Origin of the sequence: Sorangium sp. So ce363, assembly GCF_051520435.1 — a bacterium.
GTDB classification, from domain to species: Bacteria; Myxococcota_A; Polyangia; order Polyangiales; family Polyangiaceae; genus Sorangium; species Sorangium cellulosum_B.
The window spans coordinates 10,085,296-10,100,209 of record NZ_CP150333.1; the positions used below are offsets into that span (position 1 = coordinate 10,085,296).

11 protein-coding genes and 1 pseudogene are annotated in these 14,914 nt (G+C 71.5%); 8 read left to right on the forward strand and 4 right to left on the reverse strand.

All coding sequences use genetic code 11. The features are described from left to right. Positions 1–59: 59 nt before the first annotated feature. The 8 genes and pseudogenes from WMF12_RS37825 to nusB all read left to right on the forward strand — a co-directional run. Positions 60–722: pseudogene (locus tag WMF12_RS37825) on the forward strand (carboxyl transferase domain-containing protein); the annotation flags it as partial. A gap of 319 nt (positions 723–1,041) precedes the next feature. Continuing rightward, a complete protein-coding gene (locus WMF12_RS37830; RefSeq protein ID WP_437853043.1) occupies positions 1,042–1,572 on the forward strand; it encodes a hypothetical protein in 531 nt (176 codons plus the stop codon). Between the two features lie 542 nt (positions 1,573–2,114). After that, positions 2,115–4,814, forward strand: coding sequence for an Rne/Rng family ribonuclease (locus tag WMF12_RS37835; protein ID WP_437853045.1), 2,700 nt, complete (start codon positions 2,115–2,117; stop codon positions 4,812–4,814). Between the two features lie 6 nt (positions 4,815–4,820). Beyond that, positions 4,821–5,183: a PilZ domain-containing protein gene (locus WMF12_RS37840; protein ID WP_012239873.1), complete on the forward strand. Its 363-nt coding sequence runs from the start codon at positions 4,821–4,823 to the stop codon at positions 5,181–5,183. 17 nt (positions 5,184–5,200) lie between these two features. Then, positions 5,201–5,944, forward strand: coding sequence for a riboflavin synthase (locus WMF12_RS37845; protein WP_437853047.1), 744 nt, complete (start codon positions 5,201–5,203; stop codon positions 5,942–5,944). A gap of 58 nt (positions 5,945–6,002) precedes the next feature. After that, the gene (ribB, locus tag WMF12_RS37850) at positions 6,003–7,172 is read left to right on the forward strand and encodes a 3,4-dihydroxy-2-butanone-4-phosphate synthase (RefSeq protein WP_437853049.1); all 1,170 of its coding nucleotides are present in this window, start codon (positions 6,003–6,005) and stop codon (positions 7,170–7,172) included. Between the two features lie 96 nt (positions 7,173–7,268). Then, the gene (gene ribH / locus WMF12_RS37855) at positions 7,269–7,778 is read left to right on the forward strand and encodes a 6,7-dimethyl-8-ribityllumazine synthase (RefSeq protein WP_272102824.1); all 510 of its coding nucleotides are present in this window, start codon (positions 7,269–7,271) and stop codon (positions 7,776–7,778) included. A gap of 16 nt (positions 7,779–7,794) precedes the next feature. Then, positions 7,795–8,217 (forward strand): transcription antitermination factor NusB, encoded by a 423-nt coding sequence (gene nusB / locus WMF12_RS37860; RefSeq protein WP_012239877.1) that lies wholly within the window; start codon positions 7,795–7,797, stop codon positions 8,215–8,217. Between the two features lie 37 nt (positions 8,218–8,254). On the opposite strand, the gene WMF12_RS37865 is transcribed toward nusB, so the two are convergent. The 4 genes from WMF12_RS37865 to WMF12_RS37880 all read right to left on the reverse strand — a co-directional run bounded on the left by WMF12_RS37865 (position 8,255) and on the right by WMF12_RS37880 (position 14,862). After that, complete coding sequence (locus WMF12_RS37865) at positions 8,255–10,714, reverse strand: endonuclease MutS2 (protein ID WP_437853052.1); 2,460 nt, start codon at positions 10,712–10,714, stop codon at positions 8,255–8,257. Continuing rightward, positions 10,714–12,660: a sigma 54-interacting transcriptional regulator gene (locus tag WMF12_RS37870; protein ID WP_437741591.1), complete on the reverse strand. Its 1,947-nt coding sequence runs from the start codon at positions 12,658–12,660 to the stop codon at positions 10,714–10,716. The genes WMF12_RS37865 and WMF12_RS37870 overlap by 1 nt, the downstream gene beginning before the upstream one ends. 50 nt (positions 12,661–12,710) lie before the next feature. Next, positions 12,711–13,781, reverse strand: coding sequence for a hypothetical protein (locus tag WMF12_RS37875; RefSeq protein ID WP_437853054.1), 1,071 nt, complete (start codon positions 13,779–13,781; stop codon positions 12,711–12,713). 82 nt (positions 13,782–13,863) lie between these two features. Then, positions 13,864–14,862, reverse strand: coding sequence for an NAD(P)H-dependent glycerol-3-phosphate dehydrogenase (locus WMF12_RS37880; protein ID WP_437545147.1), 999 nt, complete (start codon positions 14,860–14,862; stop codon positions 13,864–13,866). Positions 14,863–14,914: the final 52 nt, after the last annotated feature.

Genomic DNA, 14,914 nt, shown 5'->3' on the forward strand with positions numbered 1-14,914 from the left:
TCGCGCGGTCGCGCGCGGCGGGATTTCGATCCCTCCGGGGGGCATGGTGGGGCGCCGGGGCCGACGACGGCCGCCGCCTCGAGATCCACGAGCGCTTTGCGCAGAACATCGTGGTCGGGCTCGCCCGGATCGGAGGCGCGCCCATCGGGGTGGTCACGAACCAGCCCCAGGTGCTCGCCGGCTGCCTCGACATCAAGGCGGCGCGCTTCGTTCGCTCCTGCAACTGCTTCACTATCCCGCTCGTCACGTTCGTCGACGTGCCCGGCTTCCTCCCGGGGCTCGACCAGGAATAGGGCGGGATCATCACTCACGGAGCGAAGCTCCTCTATGCGTTCGCCGGAGCCACCGTGCCCGAGGCGACGGTGATCACCCGCAAGGCCTACGGCGGCGCTTACGACGTCATCGCCTCCAGGCACATCGGGGTCGATTACAACCTCGCCTTCCCGACGGCCGAGCTCGCGGTCATGAGCCCGGAAGGCGCCGTGAGCATCGTGTATCGCAGCGAGATCCAGCAAGCGGCCGACCCGGCCGTCGCCCGCGCACGCTTCGTCGGCGACGACAAGGCGAAATTCGCCGCCCCGTACAAGGCGGCCGAGCTCGGCTTCATAGACGAGGTGATCTACACGCGCATGCTCCGCACTCGACTGGCTCGGGCCCTCGACCTCCCGCGCGACAAGCGTGACAAGACCCCACCGAAGAAGCACGGAAACATCCCGCTTTAGCAGAATTTTGCGGCAGCAGGCAGCCCGCGAGAGCCGTGCTCTGGGAGAGATCAGCGAGCAAACCGCTTAGAGCGCCACGGCAGGTGGGTGCTGGGGCGAGCGACGCCGTTGCGCGGCCGATCCCGAGCGTGTAGAAACGACTTGCGTGGCTGTTTTTCTTTGAACTCCACGCGCGATGCTTCTCTCTGACCGACGATCTGCACAGGTGCACCCGGGGGCCGGTCGCAGGAAAACGGGTGGTTTGGCAGGCATGCCGAGCGTTGGGGGGGCGCCGAGTACACGAATGAAGGGTCGGTTGGGTTCTGTGGAGGTATTGAGCATGAAATCTTGGGTATTCGCTGCGGTTTTGATTTCCGGCTGCGCCCTCGTGGCTTGCGGTGACGACGGCAACACGTCGTCGGGCTCCAGCACCACCAGCAGCAGCGGGAGCAGCAGCTCTGGCGGCGGCGGCAACGGCGGCTCCGGCGGCAACGGCGGCAACGGCGGCAACGGCGGCTCCGGCGGAGAAGGAGGCACGAGCGCCACGAGCACTTCCTCGACGGGTATCCCGACCTGTGATGACACCGAGGACACGTGCGGCCGCGACACGAATACGGGCTGCTACAAGTGCGCCGTCGATGGTCCGTGCAAAGAGGTCCGCCAGGCCTGCGTGGGCAGCAGCGATTGTATTGACGTGGTGGTGTGTATCGATGGCTGCGCCGCGGAGGAAGACCCGGCCACGTGCATCGAGACGTGCCGCACGGACAACGCGGCCGGGGTCGAGGCCTACGACGCCCTCATCACGTGCACTGTTTGCGAGGAGTGCGCCGAGAGCTGCGATGCCGCCGGAGAGCCGGTGTGTAGCCTGTGAGCTTCTGACAACAGCAGCGCATCTCCGAAGGGGGCGCCAGATGGCCGCCCCCTTCGGCCTTTATGCGGGCCGAGCCGCGACGGACGGCTCGCCCGCACCAGCCGTCGCGGCTCGGCCGCCGGCGGAGGGCGGCGCGGGGCACGACACCGGCGGCTCCGGAGCAGCACGGAAGCGGCGGCGTGCCAGCGGGGGCGAGGGAACGGGGCGGTTCGGGTCCCGAGCGAGGGCCGGGTGCGCCTCCTGACGGACGTCGCCCCAGCTCGCGCGCCCTCGCGCCGTGCGGACGCCTCGACCGGCGCTCCCGGCCAGGGCCTTGGGCCCAGCGGCAGGAGCCGCCGGTCCGCAGGCCAGGCGGCAGGCGCCGCCGGGCGACGCCGAGGCAGAGCGGCGGAGACGCGAGGTAGCTCACGCACTGGCGGCCGGCCTGCCTCGGCGACCTCCGGTCCCGGGCCCCAATCGCGCAGCATACTCCGGGTTGCGCCTTCATGGGCCGGGCAACCCGTGGTAACGCTTGGCGGCGCCGCCGATGTGCGGCATCCGACATGGGAAAGAACCTTCTCGTCATCAATGTGGACATCCGCGAGACACGCGTCGCGCTGATCGAAAACGGGATCATCGCTGAGCTGCATCTCGAGCGGGAGAGCTCCAAGGGGACGCTCGGAAACATCTACCTCGGCAAGGTCAGCCGCGTTTTGCCCGGAATGCAGGCCGCGTTCATCGACGTGGGGCTCGAGCGAGCAGCCTTCCTGCACGTCGAGGACCTCATCCGGCCCGACGATTTCGAGGCGTACCTGGCTGGGCACCGCCGGACTGTTGAGGAAGAGCGCGCCTCCTCGCGAGGCCGCGCCGCGCGTGGCAGCGAGGCGCCTAGACCTGACGAAAGCGAGGTGCATGAGCTATCGGGCGCAGAAGCCGCGCCCGAGAGCCCCGACCTGACGCCCGGACGACACGAGCTCCGGGAAGGAGGGGACTTCGGGGCGGAAGAAGGGTTCGATGCCGGCGGCTCGCTCGATGCCGGCGGCTCGCTCGACGAAGGGAGCGACGTGCCGATCGAGCTGCCCACGGCGCTCGATGTGCTCGGAAGCCCCTCCGGCCAGGCGTTCGCCGGCGTGGGGACGATGGTGGCGCTCGACGAGGCCGACGACTCGGAGCCGGAGATCGACGACGGGCACGAGCACGACGGCGCGGACGACGACGACGAGGAGCTGGTCGCGCCAGGCGGAGACAGCGACGCCGACGAGGCCAGCGACGAGGAATCCGGCCCCGACGAGGCGAGCATCGAGGACGACGACGAGCTCGACGCGCCCGGCTACGACGTCGAGCCTGCCTCCCCGCCACCGGAGGATGCCGCGGACGCGTGGAGCGCGGCCGAGGAGCATCCGGAAGCGCTGAGCAACACCGCGGACAGCGGCGAGACGGAAGTGCAGGAGGCGAGCGCGTCGGACGAGCCCGCCGCGCACGGCGCCGCCGACGACTGGCCGGCCGGACAGGAGGCGAGCGCGCCGCCGGTCCCGGAGGCCGCGGCAGCGGCCTCGGGCGATGACGTCCCGCCGGCAGCGCGTGCGCGCAGCGGGCGCGCGCGCGGACGGCGCGAGGCGCGCGTGCGCCGATCGGGACGGACGCGCGACCGGCGCGCCAACCTCGAGGGCGGCGCCGCGCTCGCGGAGGCGGCCCCCGCGGAAGCGCGCGAGGGGCGCGAAGGCCGCGAGGCGCCGCGCGAGGGACGCCAGGCCCCGCGCGAGGGCCGCGAGGCGCCGCGCGAGGGACGCCAGGCCCCGCGCGAAGGCCGCGAGGCGCCGCGTGAGGGCCGAGAGGGGCGCGAGGCGCCGCGCGAGGGCCGAGAAGGGCGCGACCGGGGCGGCAAAGGACAGCAGGGCGGACGCGAGGGGCGCGATCGCGAGCAACGCGGGCGCGAGCAGCGGACGCGAGAGCGCGGGCGCGAGCAGTCGCGGGACGGCAAGGGCAAGAGCGCAGCGCGGGGCCAGCAGAGCTCACGCAGCTGGCAGAACGAGCCGCCGCGGATCTCGAAGTCGACGCCGATCCGCGAGGTCGTCCGCGAAGGGCAGGAGGTCATCGTCCAGGTCTCGAAGGAGCCGATCGGGACGAAGGGCGCCCGGGTCACGAGCCACATCTCGCTGCCCGGCCGCTATGTCGTGTACCTGCCGACGGTCGATCACATCGGGATCTCCAAGCGTATCGGCTCGGAGAAGGAGCGATCCCGGCTGCGGGACGCCATCGAGGCGATGAAGCCTCCGCAGGGCGGGCTCATCGTGCGCACGCTCGCCGAGGGTCTCACGAAGAAGCAGCTCAAGGCCGACGTCGGCTACCTCGTGCGCCTCTGGGGCGAGGTGGCGAAGAAGCGGGAGAGCGGCGTGAGGGCGCCTGCAGTGCTCTACACCGAGCTCGACCTCGTGCTGAAGACCGCCCGCGACCTCTTCACCGACGACATCGAGAAGATCGTGATCGACGACCGCGAGGAGTACATCCGGCTGCGGCGCTTCGTCGAGATGTTCATGCCCGAGCGCGCCGACGCGGTGGAGCTCTACGAGGGGACGGAGCCGATCTTCGACGCGTACGGGATCGAGGACGAGATCCAGCGCGCGCTGTCGCGGAAGGTCCCGCTGCCCTCGGGCGGGCACCTGATCATCGACCAGGCCGAGGCGCTCACCGCGATCGACGTGAACACAGGGCGATTCGTCGGCAAGGGGTCGAAGGATCTCGAGGAGACGATCCTGACCACGAACCTGGAGGCGGTCGAAGAGATCGCCTACCAGCTCCGGTTCCGCAACATCGGCGGGCTCATCATCCTCGACCTCATCGACATGGAGCGCGCCCAGAACCGGGAAAAGGTGCGGCGCCGCCTCGAGGAGCTGCTCTCCAGGGACAAGGCGAAGACCACGCTGAACCGGATCTCCGATCTGGGCCTCATCGAGATGACCCGGAAGCGGACGCGCGAGAGCCTCGGGCGGACGATCCTCGAGCCGTGCTTCTACTGCGACGGGACGGGCCAGCTGCAATCCAAGCAGACCGTCGCCTACGAGATCCTGCGGCAGATACGGCGCGAGCGGATGAACCTGCCCGGCTACTCGGTCGTGGTCAACGCGCACCCGGCCGTGATCGACCTGCTGAAGAACGACGAACGCATCGCCGTGCAAGAGGCGGAGCGGCTGTTCCAGCGCCGGATCGATCTCGTGCCCCGGAAGGAGTACCACCTCGAGCAGTTCGATCTGCAAGGCAGGTAAGGCGTCATGGTGGACGATCAGGGTTCTCCGGAGAGCAGCGACGCGAAGACGGGACGCAAGGAAGAGCGCGTCACCATCAACAAGGAGTTCGAGTCCTACGACGCGTTCATCAACGAGTACGTGACGAACATCTCGCGGACCGGCGTGTTCGTGCGCTCGAAGACGCCGCTCGCCGTCGGGACGAAGGTGAACCTGCGGTTCACCGTGATCATGGACGACATCGAGACGATCGAGGGCGTCGGCGAGGTGGTGCGCGTGCACGACGATCCGCAGGGGATGGGGGTCGTCTTCACCGAGCTGTCGGGCTACTCGCAGGGGCTCATCGACAAGCTCCTGACCAGCCAGGGGCACCGCACCTCGAAGGGCTAGGCAGAGGGGCGTCGGCGATGTTCACCGGGCTTGTCGAGACGATCGGGGTCCTCCGCCGCCGGAGCGGCGGCGCCGTGGCCCGCGCGCTCGTCGAGGCGAGCCTCGGGCCGCTGACGCTCGGCGAGTCCGTGAGCGTGAACGGCGCCTGCCTCACGGTCGATCGCATCGCGCCCGGCGGCTTCGAGTGCGACATGTCCGCCGAGACCCTCGGCCGCACCACGCTCGGCGCGCTGCCGGTCGGCGCGCGCGTCCACCTCGAGCGCGCGACGCCGCTCGGCGCGCGGATGGGGGGGCACGTGGTGCTGGGCCACGTCGACGGGCTCGGCCGCGTCGTCGAGCACGCGCGGGCCGGCGACGCGATCCGCCTCCGGGTGAGCGCCCCGCCCGAGCTCGCGCCGTACCTCGCTCCCAAGGGCTCGATCGCCGTCGACGGCGCGAGCCTCACGCTCAACGCCGTGTCCACGCCGGGCGCCGCCGAGATCTGGTTCGACGTGATGCTGGTGCCGCACACCATCGGCCGGACTCTCCTCGGAGAGCTCCGCCCCGGCGCGGCCGTCAACCTTGAAGTTGACGTGCTCGCGCGCTACGTGGCGCGGGCGCTCGAGGTCGCATCGCTCGCCAGCGTGAAGGGCCTCTCGAGCCAAGACACGCGCGGCGGCGATGCCTCCGCCGAGCGCGGCGAAGAGCGCGGAAATACGGGAGAGCATGCGGATCACGACGAACGACTCCTCGCAAAGCTGCGCGCGGGGGGATTCTGGTGAGGCTGTGTCAGCCGCCTCGAGCGGCAGGCTCGACCAGGACATGACCTCCGGGGGCCCGATGCCTCATCGGCTGACCATCGACAAAGCGGTCCTCGACCGGGTGAACACCGCGCTCGATCACATCCGCGCGGGCAAGATGGTGATCCTCGTCGACGACGAGGATCGCGAGAACGAGGGGGATCTCTGCATGGCCGCGGAGGCGGTCACCCCCGAGGCGATCAACTTCATGGCGATGCATGGGCGCGGGCTCATCTGCCTCGCCCTCGACGAGGAGCAGGTCGCGCGCCTCGAGCTGCCGATGATGTCCGCGCCAGGGCGGAGCGGACCGCCGCTCGGCACCGCCTTCACCGTCAGCATCGAGGCGCGCACCGGGGTGACGACGGGGATCAGCGCCGCCGATCGGGCGCACACGATCCGGGTCGCGATCGCGCGCGACGCCGCGCCCGAGGATCTCGTCACGCCGGGGCACGTGTTTCCGCTGAAGGCGCGCCGCGGGGGCGTGCTCGTGCGGACGGGGCAGACCGAGGGGTCCGTGGATCTCGCGCGCCTCGCCGGGCTCCGGCCGGCGGGCGTGATCTGCGAGATCATGAACGACGACGGCAGCATGGCCCGCATGCCGGATCTCGAGGTGTTCGCCGCGAAGCACGGCCTGCTGATCGTGACGGTGGCGGACCTCATCCAGTACCGGCTCCAGACCGAACGGCTGGTCCGCTGCGTGGGCGAGCGGACGCTGCGGCTCGACCTGACGGGCACGGAGTGGACCGTGTACGTCTACGAGGTGATCAACGAGCAGCGGCAGTTCCTCGCGCTGACCAAGGGCGCGGTGGCGACGCCGGACCCCATCCTGTGCCGCGTGCACTCCGGGTCGACCATCGCCGACCTCTTCAGCTCGACGCCCCTCGACGGCGGCTCGAACCTGCGCGAGGCGCTCCTCGCGATCGAGAGCGCCGGCGTCGGGGTGGTCGTCTACATCCCGTCGCGAGGGGACCTGGGCCGCGAGCTGGATCTGCTGAAGGGCTCGGGCTCCGACGAGACGCTCCCCGTCGTGAAGACGCAGCAGCCGTGGACGCTGCGGGAGTTCGGCCTCGGCGCGCAGGTCCTCGCGGACCTCGGGGTGCACCAGATCCGGCTCCTCACGAACAGCCAGCCGAAGATCGCAGGGATCACCGGGTACGGGCTCACCGTGATCGAGCGGGTGCCGCTCGTCTCGATGAAGGGCGAAGCCTGACAGACGGGCGCGCTCGTTCGCTGGTAAAAGGACGCTCGGACAGGATCGCGATCGCGGCGATCGCGCATCCCGCGCGGCAGGAGAGAGGAACGGCGGATGGCAGAGCAAGCGGTCGGGCAGGCACAGGCGAGGGTGATCGAAGGGAACCTGGTGGTCCCGCCGGGGGCGCGCTTCGCGCTCGTGGCGAGCCGCTTCAACCACTTCATCGTCGACCGCCTGGTCGAGGGCGCGCTCGACGCCATCGCGCGGCACGGCGGCGCGCTCGGTCGGACGTCGATCGTGCGCGTCCCGGGCGCGTGGGAGATGCCCACCATCGTGGGGAGGCTCGCGCACAAGAAGAGCGTCGACGCGATCATCACCCTGGGCGCGGTGATCCGGGGCTCGACGCCGCATTTCGACTACGTGGCGGCCGAGGTCACGAAGGGGATCGCGACCGTGTCGCTCCAGACCGGGGTGCCGGTCACGTTCGGGGTGCTCACGACCGACTCGATCGAGCAAGCGGTCGAGCGGGCAGGCACGAAGCATGGCAATAAGGGGTGGGAGGCCGCCGTCAGCGCGATCGAGATGCTCGCGCTCGGCGCCGCGCTGGACACAGCTGGCCTGTAAACGAAGGTTCTGAGAGATGGGTGCGCGCTCTACCGGCCGCGAAGCGGCCTTGCAGATGCTGTTCGCGGTGGAAGCTGGTGGAAGCTCGGCGCCCCGCGTCGTCGCGACCTTCTGGCGCGAGACGCCGGGCGATCCCGAGGGACGCGCCTACGCGGACGAGGTGGTGGTCGGGGTCGCCGAGGATCTCGCGGCCGTGGACGAGGCGATCCGGAAGGCGAGCACGAACTGGCGCCTCGAGCGGATGGCGCGCGTCGATCGGAACGTCCTCCGGCTCGGCGCGTGGGAGCTCATGAACCGCCCGGAGGTGCCGCGCGCGGTCATCCTCGACGAGGCGGTCGAGCTCGCCAAGCGCTACGGCAGCGAGGAGAGCGGCGCCTTCGTGAACGGCGTGCTCGACCGGATCGCCGAGAACCTCGGCCGCGTCGACCGGGATCGCTGAGCGTCACGGCGCGCTGTCGCTCAGGCGCGCGCCTCGCTCACCACTTCAGCCAGGCGACCGTCACGCCGTCGCCGCCCTCGCTCGGGCCGCCCGGCCGGAGGCGCGCCACGTAAGGGCTCCCGCGCAGCGCCTCGCGGACGGCATCGCGCAGGGCGCCCGTGCCGTGCCCGTGGACGAAGAACGTGACCTTGCGGCCCGCGCCGAGCGAGCGGTCGAGGAACTGCTCGGCCATGGCGACCGCCTCGTGCGCGCGCAGGCCGCGGAGATCCACGGTGTTGTCCGCCGTCTGGATCGGGACGTCGGGGTCGGCGGCGGCGTCCAGATCGACGCGGCGCTGCGGGGGCGCCGCGGCGGCCGGCGGCGCGCCGGTGCCGCGCAGCTCGGCGATCGAGGTCGTGAGCTTGAGCGAGCCGGCGGTGACCCGCAGCTGGCCGCCCGAGAGGACCTCCACCACCTCGGCCTCGGCCCGCAAGCGAGGCACGTAGACGCGGGCGCCGACGCGGATGGCGGCCGGATCGATCGCCGGCCGCGCCTGCGGCTCGTCCTTCGGGCGCAGCTCGAGCTCGCCGCCGATCGACGTCTTCTGCCCCACCGCGTCCATGGCGCGAGCGGCCGCGCGCACGTCCTCCTCGGTGGGCTTGCCACGCAGGCGCGCCTGCGCCGCCTTGAGGTCCTCGCGCGCGCGCCGCAGGCTGGCGAGCAGCGCCTCCCCCTCCCGCGTGATCACGCCGCGCTCCTTGTCCCGGAGCCGCTCGATCTCTGCCTCGAGCTCCCGCCGCTTCGCGCGGGAGGCGGCCGCCTCCCGCTCGGCGTCCTCGCGCGCGAGCTCGAGCGCGCGGCGCTCGGCGGAGAGCTTCTCGACCATCTGCTCGAAGGTGACCGCCTCCTTCGTGAGGAAGCGCTCGGCCCGCTCCAGCACGGCGCCCGGGATGCCGAACCGCCGCGCGACCGCGAGCGCGCTCGAGGCGCCGGGCACGCCGACGACGAGCCGAAAGGTCGGGCTCATGGTGGCGAGATCGAAGCCGACCGAGGCGTTCTCGAAGCGCTGATCCCCGAGCGCGAGCGCCTTGAGGCCCTCGTAGTGCGTGGTGCTGGCGACGGTGCCCCCGCGCGCGCACAGCGCGTCGAGCACGGCCGCGGCGAGCGCCTCGCCCTCGCGCGGATCGGTGCCGCCGGCGAGCTCGTCGAGCAGGACGAGCGCGCCGGGGCGCGTCTCGCCGAGGATCCGCCCCAGGTTTTTCACGTGGGCGCTGAAGGTCGACAGGTTCTTGTGGAGGTTCTGCTCGTCGCCGACGTCGGTCAGCACGACGTCGAAGAGCGCGACGCGAGAGCCCTCCCCGGCCGCGACCGGCAGGCCCGCGCGCACCATCAGCGCCGCGAGCCCGAGCGTCTTCAGGGCCACGGTCTTGCCCCCGGCGTTCGGTCCGGAGACGATCATCGCGCGGCCGGCGCTCATCGCGAGGTCGCTCGCGACCACCTTCACGCCGTCGAGCGCGAGGAGCGGGTGGCGGCCCCCGATGAGCTCGATGGAGGTCGGCCTCGATCCGCCCTCCGAGGCGCCCCGCCCGGCCCCGAAGGCGTCCTCCGGGACGTCCGGGAAGGTGAGGTCGAGGTCCTCCGCGAGCCGCGCCGCCGCGGCCCGCACGTCGGCGTGAGCCAGCGCGCGGGCGGCGGCCGCGACGCTCTCGACGTCCTCGGCCACGCGGGCGGTGAGCGCCGCGTAGATCGCCTGCTCCTCCCGCGCGACCTCGGCGTCGACCATCTTCATCCGGTTGCCCGTCTCGACGAGCACCCGGGGCTCCACGAACACGGTGGCGCCGCTCGCGCTCGTCGCGTGGACGATGCCGGGGAAGCGCTCGTGCGCGTCGGATCGCACCGGCAGCACGTAGCGCCCGTCGCGCTCCGTCCAGTAGCGGTCCTGGAGGATGTCCTCGTGCTTCTGGATGAGGTCCTCGAGGCGCCGGACGAGCCGCTCGCGCACCGCGCGCCGCTCCGCGCGAAGCGCCTCCAGGCGAGGCGACGCGCGATCGGCGAGCGTGCCGTCCGGATCGAACGCCGCCGCGAGCTCGCGCGCGACGGCGTCGAGCTCGGGGTCGGTCGCGCACGCGGCATGGAGCGCGGGCGCGATCTGACGCCGGTTCTGCAGGTACTGCCGCGACGTCCGCGCGGCCTCGAGGAGGCCGAGCACGGCGCGCAGCTCCTCGTTCGCGAGCGCCGCGCCGATGCGGGCCCGATCGAGCGCGTCCTCGAGCTCCGCGACGTCGCGCGCCGGCACCGGCTCCCCGGCCCGGGCGAGCTCCACCGCCTCGCGCACCTCCGCGAGCGCGGTGAGGGCCTCGGCGCGCGTCGACGCGAACGGCAGGGCCCGGGCCAGCCGCTTCCCGCCCCGGGACGCGCATCGCTCCGCGAGCGCCTCGAGGACGCGATCCCACTCCAGGTCGGCGCGGGTCTTGGTGGGACAGGGATCTGCGAAGGGCCCTTCGGGGTTGTAGTCCATCACGCTTCGGTCGGATCGCGGGCCACGCCGCCGGCCCCGCTCGGCATCGGGTTCTGCTCCTTCTCGAGGTAGCGGAAGATGGTGCGCGGGTCGACGCCGAGGTCGCGGGCCGTCTGCGTGCGGTTGCCGTTGTTGCGCTCGAGCGCCTCCAGCACGTACCGCCGCTGGAACTCCTCCTTGGCCTTCTCCAGCGGCATGACGGCCGTCTCGGCGCCCGGGCCGAGATCGAGGTCCTCCACGGCGAGGAGCGCCTGGTCGCAGAGGACAAGCGCCTTCTTGATGCGGTTCTCGAGCTGCCGGATGTTGCCCGGCCAGGGGTACTTCTTGATCGCGGAGAGCGCGGCCGGGCTGAAGCCTCGCACGGCGCTGCCGAGCTCGTCGGCGTACTTCGAGAGAAGGACCTTGGCGATGATGAGCACGTCGTCGCCGCGCTCGCGGAGCGGCGGGAGCCACAGGTTCACGACGTTGAGCCGGTAGTAGAGATCCTCCCGGAAATTGCCGGCGCGGATCTCCTCCTCGAGGTTCCTGTTCGTGGCGGCGACGATGCGGATGTCGACCTTCTCGGGCTTCGAGTCGCCGACGCGGAAGACGACCCGCTCCTGGAGCGCGCGGAGGAGCTTCACCTGGAGGTTCAGCGGCAGCTCGCCGATCTCGTCGAGGAACAGCGTGCCCTTGTCGGCGACCTGGAACTTGCCCGGGCGGCTGGCGATGGCGCCGGTGAAGGCGCCCCTCACGTGGCCGAAGAGCTCGCTCTCGATGAGGTTCTCGGGGATCGCGCCGCAGTTGATGGTGACGAAGGGGCCGCCATCGCGCGGGCTGCGCCGGTGCAGCTCCCGCGCGATGAGCTCCTTCCCGGTCCCCGTCTCGCCCGTGATGAGCACGCTGATGTCCGTCGCCGCGACCTTCTGCAGCTTGCGGAACACCTCGAGCATCGACGGGCAGGCGCCGATGATCTCGCCGAACTTCTTGTCGTGCAGCTCGGCGACGAGCTTGGCCTTGTCGGCCCTGAGGGCGTTCAGGAGCATCGCGTTCTGGAGGATGAGCGAGGCCTGGGACGCGAAGATGCTGAGCAGGTCGAGCTGGGCGCGGTCGAAGAGGTGCTTGATCTTGTCGTTGCCGACGTAGAGCGCGCCGATGATCTGGCCCTGCGACAGGAGCGGCGCGCACATCACGCTGGAGAGCTTCATCGCGATGACGCTGTCGCTCCGGCCGAACTGCGTGTCGGCGAGCGCGTCGGAGACGATCACCGGGCGGCCCGAGACGATGACCTGACGCACGATGCTGTCCGAGATCCCCCCGGCCGCGTCGGTGATGGCCTCCTTCCGGATGTTGCGCGACGCGCGCACCGCCAGCTTGCGATCGCCGCCCGCGGCCGGCGCGGCCGGAGCGCCGCCGCAGACCGCCGTGTCGGCCGCCGCCTCCGCCCCCTCGAGGAGCAGGAGGAAGCCCTTGTCGGCGTGCGTCAGCTCGATGACGTCGTCGAGCATCGCCTCGAGGAGCTCGTCGACGCTGCGCCGGTTGATGAGCTTCTCGCTGAAGGCGAACAGCTTGCGGACGCCGGCGAGCTCCGACGAGCCCTGCAGCGGCGCGGGCCGCTCCGCCCCGCCGTCGCTCGCCGGGAGCCGCTCCTGGACGGTCGGCGCCTCGGCGAACATCGAGAAGCCGACCTCGACCGTGCCGAGCTGGAGCCGGTCGCCGTGCACCAGGCGGGCGCGCCGCTTCTTCTTGCCGTTGATCGCGATCTCCCCGTCGCGCTCGCACTCCTCCAGCACGAAATCGCGTCCGTCGAACACGATCTGCGCGTGATGGTCCAGCACCCCTGCTCCCGCGACCGCGACGTCGTTTCCGAGCGCCTTGCCGATCGTCGTGACCGGTTTGTGGACGCTGTACAGGCGTGGCGCGCCCTCGGAGGCGAAATACTTCAGGGTCGGCATCGAGGGCAGCATAGCAGGCGTGCCGCGGCCTCATGCAGCCGTGTTGGACGGCACACCGCGGCTTACCAGAGCTCTCCGACGACGACGGCGCCGAGCCCGCCTCGATAGGGCGTGAGGCTGCCGCCGAGCACGCGCGCGAACGGGGGACGGCCACGATCTTCCTGGTCGTCCAGGGCGACGGAGGCGCTCGAGTCCGGCCTCCCGAGGAACAATGCGCCCGCGACGAGGCCGAGGGTGCCCGCCGCGCCCTGGGCGATGAGGCCGCGGCGGGGGTCATGATCGCTCCCGATGTACGCGAGGTAGATGGGCAACGACACCACCGTGCCGATGCCGAGCCCGCCCCACATCCACGCGAGCTGGTTCCACGAGGGCGTCCACGCGACGGACAGGCCCACGGCGCCCGCGGTCGCGACGTTGAACCCGATGAGGCCCCCGAGCGAGATGCTGTCGTTCGACTCGCTCCAGTCGCCGTTGCTGGCGGCGGCCCCGAACGCGCTGCCGATGAGCGAGCCCCACACCGCGCCCGAGGCGACGAGCATGTTGGTCTGCGGCTTGGGCCGGAGGAGATAGTAGAAACCCCAGCCCGCCGCGCCGCCGACGGTGGAGCCGATCACCTCGGCGGTCGCGAGCCCGAGGAAGCCCCACTCCTTGCCCTTCCGGGCGCTGACGTACTGGTAGGACGCGATGCCGAGCCCCTCGCCCGCGCCGATCACCATGCCCGTGGCGATCGCGGACGGCATGCCTCGCGGCATCGGCGGCGAGTCGAGGAAGTAGACGCCGACCGGCGCCGCGACGCCGAGGAGCGCGGGAGCGATGAACTGCGCGCCGGGATCGTCGATGCCGGCGAGCGCGTCGATCCAGATACCGGTCCCCACGCCGTAGGCCACGGAGGTGGCGTAGAGGTAGCCGACCTCGAGCGGCGTCGATTTGGGCTCGCTTTTCTTCTGCGGGGCGTACCCGTAGCCGCCGTACTGGCCTCCGTACCCGCCGCCGTACCCGCCGCCGTACTGACCGCCGTACGCGCCGCCCTGCTGACCACCGTAGGGCGGCGCGCCGTACTGGGCAGCGGCCGTCGAGCTGACGCTCGACAGGAGGAGCGCGGAGAGGAGACTCACGAGAGGTCGCGTGTGCATCGCGCCGCCACTTTACACGCTCGCGAGAGGCGAGGCGCGCGGCGGCGCGAGAAAGCGCCTTCCCGCGAGCCGGCCCCGCGTCTCACTCTCTCGTGAGGGCGCGGGTCATGAGGTCCACGACGGCCTGCTGCGGCGGCTTTCCCTCGTACAGCATCCGGTACACCTCGACCGTAATCGGCGCGCTCACGCCCAGCTTGTCCGCGAGGTCGTGCGCGCTCTTTGCGGTCTTCACGCCCTCGGCGACATGGCCGAGGCCGGCGAGGATCTCGTCGAGCTTCCGTCCCCTGCCCATCTCGATCCCGACGGTGCGGTTGCGCGACAGCTCGCCCGTGCACGTGAGCACCAGGTCGCCCATCCCGGAGAGGCCCGCGAGGGTGAGCGGGTTCGCCCCCTTCGCCGCCGCCACGCGGCCGATCTCCGCGAGGCCGCGCGTGATGAGGCCGGCGCGCGCGTTGTGGCCGAAGCCGAGGCCGTCGCAGATGCCGGCGGCGATGGCGATGACGTTCTTGAGGGCGCCGCCGACCTCGACGCCCACGACGTCATCGGACGAGTAGACCCGGAACCTGTCGGTCGCGAACATGCGCTGCACCGCGTGCGTCTCCCGCTCGCTCCTGCCAGCGACCACGACCGTGGTCGGCTGGCCGGCCGCGACCTCGCGCGCGAAGCTCGGGCCCGACAGGTACGAGAGCCGCGGCTCGGCCTCGCGCCCGAGCTCGTCGACCAGCACCTCGCTCATCAGCATCAGCGAGTCGTTCTCGATGCCCTTCGTCGCGCTGCACACGAGCGCGTCGCGGGGAATGTGGCGCCCTGCCTCCCGGACGACCTCGCGCAGCGCGTGCGACGGGACGACCACGACGGCGAGCTCCGCGCCGCGGAGCGCGTCCTCGAGATCGCCCGTCGCCCGCAGGCTCGCGGGCAGCTCCACGCCCGGCAGGTACCGGTCGTTCTGGCGCTCGCGGCCGATGCGCTCGGCGAGCTCGCCGTGGTGCGCCCAGAGCGCGGTGGGGTTGCCCTTGTCCGCCAGCAACTTCGCCAGCGCCGTCCCCCACGCGCCGGCCCCGATGACTGCGACGTTCGCCATGGCAGTGACCCTATCACCACCCGCGCGCGGGGGCCGACGGCGGCGCGCCGCT

Bases quoted from the DNA above. Each gene is read 5' to 3' on its own strand.
- WMF12_RS37830 (WP_437853043.1), top strand. From the start codon at position 1,042: ATGAAATCTTGGGTATTCGCTGCGGTTTTGATTTCCGGCTGCGCCCTC.
- WMF12_RS37835 (WP_437853045.1), top strand. From the start codon at position 2,115: ATGGGAAAGAACCTTCTCGTCATCAATGTGGACATCCGCGAGACACGC.
- WMF12_RS37840 (WP_012239873.1), top strand. From the start codon at position 4,821: ATGGTGGACGATCAGGGTTCTCCGGAGAGCAGCGACGCGAAGACGGGA.
- WMF12_RS37845 (WP_437853047.1), top strand. From the start codon at position 5,201: ATGTTCACCGGGCTTGTCGAGACGATCGGGGTCCTCCGCCGCCGGAGC.
- ribB (WP_437853049.1), top strand. From the start codon at position 6,003: ATGCCTCATCGGCTGACCATCGACAAAGCGGTCCTCGACCGGGTGAAC.
- ribH (WP_272102824.1), top strand. From the start codon at position 7,269: ATGGCAGAGCAAGCGGTCGGGCAGGCACAGGCGAGGGTGATCGAAGGG.
- nusB (WP_012239877.1), top strand. From the start codon at position 7,795: ATGGGTGCGCGCTCTACCGGCCGCGAAGCGGCCTTGCAGATGCTGTTC.
- WMF12_RS37865 (WP_437853052.1), bottom strand. From the start codon at position 10,714: ATGGACTACAACCCCGAAGGGCCCTTCGCAGATCCCTGTCCCACCAAG.
- WMF12_RS37870 (WP_437741591.1), bottom strand. From the start codon at position 12,660: ATGCTGCCCTCGATGCCGACCCTGAAGTATTTCGCCTCCGAGGGCGCG.
- WMF12_RS37875 (WP_437853054.1), bottom strand. From the start codon at position 13,781: ATGCACACGCGACCTCTCGTGAGTCTCCTCTCCGCGCTCCTCCTGTCG.
- WMF12_RS37880 (WP_437545147.1), bottom strand. From the start codon at position 14,862: ATGGCGAACGTCGCAGTCATCGGGGCCGGCGCGTGGGGGACGGCGCTG.